The organism is Novipirellula sp., assembly GCF_041583735.1.
In the GTDB taxonomy this organism is placed as follows: Bacteria; Planctomycetota; Planctomycetia; order Pirellulales; family Pirellulaceae; genus Novipirellula.
The window spans coordinates 1-6313 of sequence record NZ_JBFHFD010000504.1 but is presented as its reverse complement, the minus strand read 5'-3'; the positions used below and the strand labels follow the sequence as shown (position 1 = coordinate 6313).

Annotated in this window: 7 protein-coding genes and 1 pseudogene; all 8 read left to right on the top strand. The window is 55.6% G+C overall.

What is annotated here, in order from left to right:
* Positions 1–626: flagellar basal body P-ring formation chaperone FlgA (gene flgA, locus ABX962_RS26900; RefSeq protein ID WP_372724018.1), on the top strand; the 626-nt coding region annotated here is incomplete at its 5' end.
* Positions 627–642: 16 nt separating this feature from the next.
* Entirely contained in the window at positions 643–1455 is an 813-nt protein-coding gene (locus ABX962_RS26895) for a flagellar basal body L-ring protein FlgH (protein ID WP_372724016.1), read from the top strand.
* 70 nt (positions 1456–1525) lie between these two features.
* Positions 1526–2626 (top strand): flagellar basal body P-ring protein FlgI, encoded by a 1101-nt coding sequence (locus ABX962_RS26890; RefSeq protein WP_372724014.1) that lies wholly within the window; start codon positions 1526–1528, stop codon positions 2624–2626.
* A 51-nt stretch (positions 2627–2677) separates the two neighbouring features.
* Positions 2678–2995, top strand: a complete 318-nt coding sequence (locus ABX962_RS26885; protein ID WP_372724013.1) for a rod-binding protein — start codon at positions 2678–2680, stop codon at positions 2993–2995.
* A gap of 4 nt (positions 2996–2999) precedes the next feature.
* On the top strand, positions 3000–3488 hold the full coding sequence (locus ABX962_RS26880; RefSeq protein ID WP_372724011.1) for a hypothetical protein: 489 nt from the start codon (positions 3000–3002) through the stop codon (positions 3486–3488).
* 391 nt (positions 3489–3879) lie between these two features.
* A complete protein-coding gene (locus tag ABX962_RS26875; protein ID WP_372724009.1) occupies positions 3880–4989 on the top strand; it encodes a GNAT family N-acetyltransferase in 1110 nt (369 codons plus the stop codon).
* Between the two features lie 87 nt (positions 4990–5076).
* Positions 5077–5565, top strand: a complete 489-nt coding sequence (locus tag ABX962_RS26870) for a hypothetical protein (RefSeq protein WP_372724007.1) — start codon at positions 5077–5079, stop codon at positions 5563–5565.
* A gap of 126 nt (positions 5566–5691) precedes the next feature.
* Positions 5692–6313, top strand: a pseudogene (locus ABX962_RS26865) (peptidyl-prolyl cis-trans isomerase); the annotation flags it as partial.

The window sequence follows — 6313 nt, the reverse complement described above, 5'->3', positions numbered from 1 at the left end:
GATGGATCGAACTTGCCCTATTGCGAGAAGACGCGTCGCTGCTGGAGCGGTACAAATTGAGTATCGATCGACATCAACCTGCGATGCAAGAACTCGAATTGGCTCGCGGCATTCAAGCCGCCAATTTCGTCAGCGGAGTGAAGTCTGGCCCCTCGGTATTGCGAGTTGTTTCCCAAGGACTCGAAGGCAACATCCAAACCGACCTGATCGTCAGCCTGGAAAAAAACCCCGTTGCCATTGTGCCGATCAAGAGCATTCGTTCGGGCAATCGACTAGGACGTGCCGATTTGACCGAGCGGCCGATTCCGATTGACGAGTGGGACGATTCTTACTGTACCGATCCACGCGAATTGGTGGGCATGGAAACCCGCAGCAACCTTCGCGGCAACGAACCGATTCTGCGGAGCCAGATTGGCAAACCGACGTTAATCCGTCGCGGCGACTTAGTCGAAGTACGGGTGATCAACGGTTCGATCAGTGTGACCACCAACGCCAAATCGCTCGGTGACGGCGCCGAATCCGAGCTGGTGGAAATCGAAACACTCGAGCCACGCAAACGGTTGGTCGCACGCGTGGTCAACAGCGGCGAAGTTGAAATTGTCACCCGTGCCCCGCAAGCCCGATAGTCCTTTTGAAAAACCAATGATCCACACGAAACCCCTCCGATCCTTCGAAATTCGCTGTCTCGATGGTTTCGCTTCCGCGATTTCGGTTCTCGTTTTCGGACTGCTATGCCAGATCGCGGATGCTCAAGAGAGTTCGCTGTTGCGGCAACCAGGACCACCACCGGTCGCGAATGCTCCGAATGCATCGCTGCAACCGTTGCCGATGCCGCATCAAGCCCCAGGACCTTATTCCACCCCGCCGCAGGCCTCCTACACGGCATCCCCCGGGGCACCAGCACTGCTGAGCAACGTCAGTTGGACCTATCAACCGGCGCCCCGTTTGCGAACGTTTCAAAAGAATGACATCATCACCATTCGCGTTGATGAGATCACCAGTGTGACCGCGACCGGTGCCGCTGAAAACCGCAAGAAAACGCTGTACGAAGCGATCCTGACCGATTGGATCCGCTTGACCGATTTTCGTTTGCGGCCCGATCCGCAGGGCAACGGAGATCCGGCGGTCGCCGCTGAATCGGAGTCTCAATTCCGCAGCCAAGCCTCGCTGAAATCACGCGAGGCGATGACGTTCAACATCGCTGCGACGGTCGTCGACATTCGCCCCAATGGAAACTTGGTCGTCGAAGCTCGCAAGACGATTCGCATCAACGACAACCTTTGGGAAACGTCGCTGTCCGGAATCTGCCGGGCTCAAGATATCGCCCCGGACAACGTGATCCTGAGCCGCGATCTGATTGATCTTGAAATACGCAAGGAAGATCAGGGACATTTGCGGGACGGCTACAAACGAGGTTGGTTCAGTCGTTGGTTTGATCGTGTCCAACCGTTTTAGAGAGACGGCACGGGCTTCACAAACGGCACTGCCGCGTAATCGCCATGAATCCAAACGCACTAGGCTTCCGATGAAAATTCTCGCTCCCATCGCCATCATGATGGCACTCTGCATCGCGGCGCTGCCGGCGGATGCTGCAACGCTTCGGCTTGGCGACATGTGCCGACTGAAGGGGCAAGAGATCAACACATTGCAAGGCCTGGGGTTGGTTGTGGGGCTGCGTGGCACAGGCGATAGTGACGCCGCTCCCACGGCGCGTGCGCTATCGCGGATGATGCAATTGATGGGTGGATCGATGGCAGTCGATTCGCTTGGGCAACTCGATCTAAAAGATGTTGCCGATGCCAAAAACGTCGCGATGGTTTTCGTCACCGCACGCATTCCCGCAGTCGGATCGCACACCGGCGACCAGATCGATGTCACTGTCAACGCCATCAATGCCAAAAGTCTCGAAGGTGGCTATTTGATGCTCACGCCGATGTTGGGTCCACGCGCCGATAACCCGACGGTGTATGCGGTGGCCCAAGGCCGCGTGAAGGTCAGCGTCGATGGCCCCGCGACCACCGGTACGGTTCAAGGTGGTGCTAAGATGGAAGCGACCGTTCCTGCGTCATTCCAAAAGGATGGCATGATCACGCTGATCTTGGAACGCGACTTTGCCAGTTTTGACAACACACAGCGGATCGAAGACGAAGTCAACAGTTTGTCGGCACTGACACTTGGTGATTCCGGTCGCTCCGGTAGCGGATCCGGCTCACGCAACAATCGTCCCCGCGCCCAAGCGATTGACCAATTGCACGTGCAGGTTCACATTCCTGAACTGTATCAAGAAAACCCGATCAAATTCATCTCGTTGCTATTGAATCTTCCGATCCAAATCGCCAGCCACTCATCACGCGTCGTGATCAACGAACGCGAGGGCATCGTAGTGATCGGCAAGGATGTCGAGGTCGCTCCGGTATTGGTCACCCACCGCAACTTGCGAATCGAAGCAGGCGGCGTGGGCGGATTGGTCGGAGTCGATGACAAGATGGATGAGCGTGATACGGCAAAGCTGAAGAATTTGGCCGATGCACTCAATGCACTCGATGTACCGACCTCGGACTTGATCGCGATCATCAAAACGCTCAAGGCCAAAGGTGACTTGTACGGCGAAGTCGTCTTTCAATAAACGACGAAGTCGCCTTTCAACAAAACGCCCCTTCGGAAAACGCGTGATCTTATGAACTTTCCATCGTCATCCCCCTTGGCTTCGAAGTCTTCGCCGTTGGACCAACACGCGATATCCCAACAGCCCGCAAAACCTGCCAACGAGACGCAGGAAGCGTTCACCGATTTCGTCGGTCAAACGCTGTTCGGTAGCATGCTCGATTCGATGCGGAAAACGGTCGGCAAGCCAGCCTACATGCATGGCGGCCGGACCGAGGAAGTGTTCCAGCAGCAGATGGATCAATTGATTGTCGAGGATTTGACCGAAGCTTCGGCCAGCTCGATCGCCGATCCGATGTACCAATTATTTCAAATGAGCCGCAGCGCGTAACATCATGCAAACAAACCAAACTTGGGCAAACCGTGTCGCGGATTATGTCGACGATCTGGAAATCGTGGCCACCACAATTGAGCAGCTAATTGCCAATTCTCGGATTCAAACCAAAACGGCAATGGCAAGCGAGGTCGCCGAGACCGGCTTGGAATTGCTCGAAGCGGTCGGACGTCTCGAGAACATGGTGGAACGGCGAGAGCAACTGCTATCGGACGCTCAGGCACCTGCATCGGGTACGACGCTGATTGAAAAACTACGGAGGTCCGGCGAAATCGACCTGGCTGATCGCAGCCAATCGGTCGCTTATACCATTTCGGCAGCCCACCAAGCCGCCGTGTCGCTGTTTGTATGTCAGTACCATTTGGCTAGCCATTCACAAGAGATCCTAAGGTTGTTGGCAGGAATGGATACTCCCCGAACCTATCGCCGATCGAGTGACGGGGAAGAACGAGAACGTGGCGGCGGCCGGCTGTTCAACGACGCCGCGTAGTGCCTCATCCCATCTTACATTTCGGGAAAGCGAAAGCTTTAAGCCCTGATTGAGCAGATGCCCCAGGCCCCTTGTCGCACCGCTTGAAACACCGGCATGGAAACGCCCAAGTCGGCGGCATTGGGGGGCGGTGATTGATTGACGCTGCTAAGTCCGCAACTAGACTAGAATTCTTGAGCGACCGCGTTTTCCTGAAAATGCCTTCTTTTGTGTCGCTAATGTCTCGATGGGAGCGTCGCGGTGCGCCACCGTATAGCAAACGATTGTTGTGTCGTCATCTACTGAATCCTCTGCCGCAAATCCTGCAGCGTTCCCTAGGTCCGCTTTGTCCTCCGATATTCATCGAATCCATGAATCCTCTTCGATTCAAACCGATGCAAGCGCCCCTTTGATGCGTTCCCCCATCAACACCACCCCCTCTACAGACCTACGTATTGATTGCGTCCCCTTTTCGCGATTGAGCGAAGCGGACTGGCAAGGGTGGGAGCGTTTGCGTCAGTTGCAGCCTGAATTTGCCAGCCCTTTCTTTTCGCCCGCCTTCATCGCCGCGGCCGATACGGCGCGGGGTGGCGATGTCGAGATCGCCCAGATTCGTCGTGGCGACGCATTAGTCGGCTTATGGGCGTTTCACCGAATCCGCGGCGTTGCTTGGCCGGTCGGTCGATGCTTCAACGACGCTCATAATATTATTGCTGCTAATACTGTGGCGATCGATTGGCGGTGGTTGTTAAAAGAATTGAATTTGAAGGCGTTTCATTTCCATTCGCTGGTCGGTCCCACCGCAGGACTGGCGGACCAAGATTGCTTTGAAACGATCGACGCTTTCTCATTGCAACTTGGCGATGATTCGCCAGCAACGCTCCGCCGCATGGAACAGAGCCACACGACGCTGAAAAAACAGCAGCAAAAGACGCGAAAAATGGCTCGCGAGCTGGGGGAGATCTCGCTCGAGATCGATTGCCGCGACGCCGGCCTGTTGGACAAAACGATCCAGCTGAAACGAGAGCAATACCTCCGCACCAAACCGATCGATGTGTTCGCCCCGCAGTGGCCGCACAAGATGCTGCGTCAACTGTTCGAAAAACCACGCCACGGTGCTTATGGGATGCTGTCGGTCTTGCGAGCGGGCGACCATTTGGTGGCCGCTCATTATGGAATCCGCGAAGGCGATCTGCTGCACTACTGGTTCCCCGTCTACGATCCACGCTTTGCGATCTACTCGCCTGGCACCGCGTTATTCAAAAGTATTGTGCGTCACGCGACCCAACACGGGATTCGCACCATCGACATGGGCTACGGCGAACCGTCGTACAAACGCAAACAAACGGACACGCAAGGCAAAGTGATTTACGGTGTCACCTCGCACTCCAGCTCGTATCACGCCTGGCATCGGCTGCAGTATCAAACGCAGCAATTTGCCCGCTATATGCCGTTCAAACAGCAGGTAAAAAAGTGGATGCGGACCGTCGCGTCCCACGCGACCCCATCGCCATTGTCTTAAGTAAAGCTGCTAGCAAAAGCAGTTGGACGAAGATGGCCATCGTCCTACAATCGGTTTGGATCCCGTGCCCCCAAATTCGGATTGATCATGCTCGAGCCTAGTGCCCCTGTTTACGGCTGTTTTCCACGTTGGCCCGAAGATGGGCAAGATTTCATTCACCCCAACGATGTGGCGATCGTGACCCGCCGCATTCCCAGTGAACGCGTTTTTCGCCGAGACCGTTTTGACGGTACCTATTACCACTATCAATATGGTTCGGTCCGCTTTCGGCTTCGCCCCTGTTTGTGGCTGGCAGTCGAGTCAGACGGCATCGACATTGGGGATTCGGTCGAAACCGTCGGCGTGGGAATGGAGCGAGAATTGTTTGTCGCCGAGGTGTATGGGATGTATTTCGTTCGCCGCAAAGGCTGCATCCTGTACCGGCTGCGTCGCGGCGAGACGATGATTCCGAATCTTTATCATGCGAAAAGCATGCGGCTATTGACCGAAAAAACTCACTTGCGGCCGGGCGAAATCAATCATCCGGTGCCCCAGGTTCACGACCGCGGCGAGCGAATCCCCGGCGACCTGGTTTAGATCGGCACGCTTAGCGAGCAGATTTTCTTGGGGGTCGATCGGTTCTGACCTTGCGATGAATTCAATCGCTGGGCTACAAGCCATAGGATTATCTCGCCCCCACACTTATTCAGCGTAGAGCAAGGAATGCAACCGCTCGCCCCCAATCGGCTCATTGACACCCTCGTGGTGCTGATCGCATTGACCTGCGGTTGGTCCGAAAGTCACGCTCAAATCCCCACCCGGGACGAGGTCGAAGCGGCACAGAACGTCGTGCTGCCCGATGATCCGGCGGCCATCATCGCGGTGGTGGGGCAAAGTCCCATTTATTACGGTGAAGTCGCTCCTAAGGTCGACGCTCGTATCAATGAAGTGCTGGCGAAATCGAAACAACAGGTTCCCGAGGACCAGCTTCGGTTCGCTCGCATCAATCTAACGCGAGGCATGCTGACACAGGCGATCCAGAACAAGATGATGCGAGAGAGTTTCCTGCTAGACCAAGTGGGAACGCAAACCGCGGATAAACGTGCCGAAGCCGATGCAACGCTTGCCGCACGTGCACGGCAAATGTTTTTTGAATCGGAATTGCCTCAACTGAAAAAGCAATACAAGGTCACCGATATTGCCGAACTCGATGCGTTGCTTCGTGAGAAGGGCAGTTCGCTGGCGTCTCGGCAACGCGACTTTACCGACGCCATGCTCGGTCACCTCTATATCCGCAGCAAAGTCGAGAAGGACCCGACCGTCTCGATCGCCGACATCAACCAAT

Bases quoted from the DNA above. Each gene is read 5' to 3' on its own strand.
- ABX962_RS26885 (WP_372724013.1), top strand. From the start codon at position 2,678: ATGAACTTTCCATCGTCATCCCCCTTGGCTTCGAAGTCTTCGCCGTTG.
- ABX962_RS26895 (WP_372724016.1), top strand. From the start codon at position 643: ATGATCCACACGAAACCCCTCCGATCCTTCGAAATTCGCTGTCTCGAT.
- ABX962_RS26870 (WP_372724007.1), top strand. From the start codon at position 5,077: ATGCTCGAGCCTAGTGCCCCTGTTTACGGCTGTTTTCCACGTTGGCCC.
- ABX962_RS26890 (WP_372724014.1), top strand. From the start codon at position 1,526: ATGAAAATTCTCGCTCCCATCGCCATCATGATGGCACTCTGCATCGCG.
- ABX962_RS26880 (WP_372724011.1), top strand. From the start codon at position 3,000: ATGCAAACAAACCAAACTTGGGCAAACCGTGTCGCGGATTATGTCGAC.
- ABX962_RS26875 (WP_372724009.1), top strand. From the start codon at position 3,880: ATGCGTTCCCCCATCAACACCACCCCCTCTACAGACCTACGTATTGAT.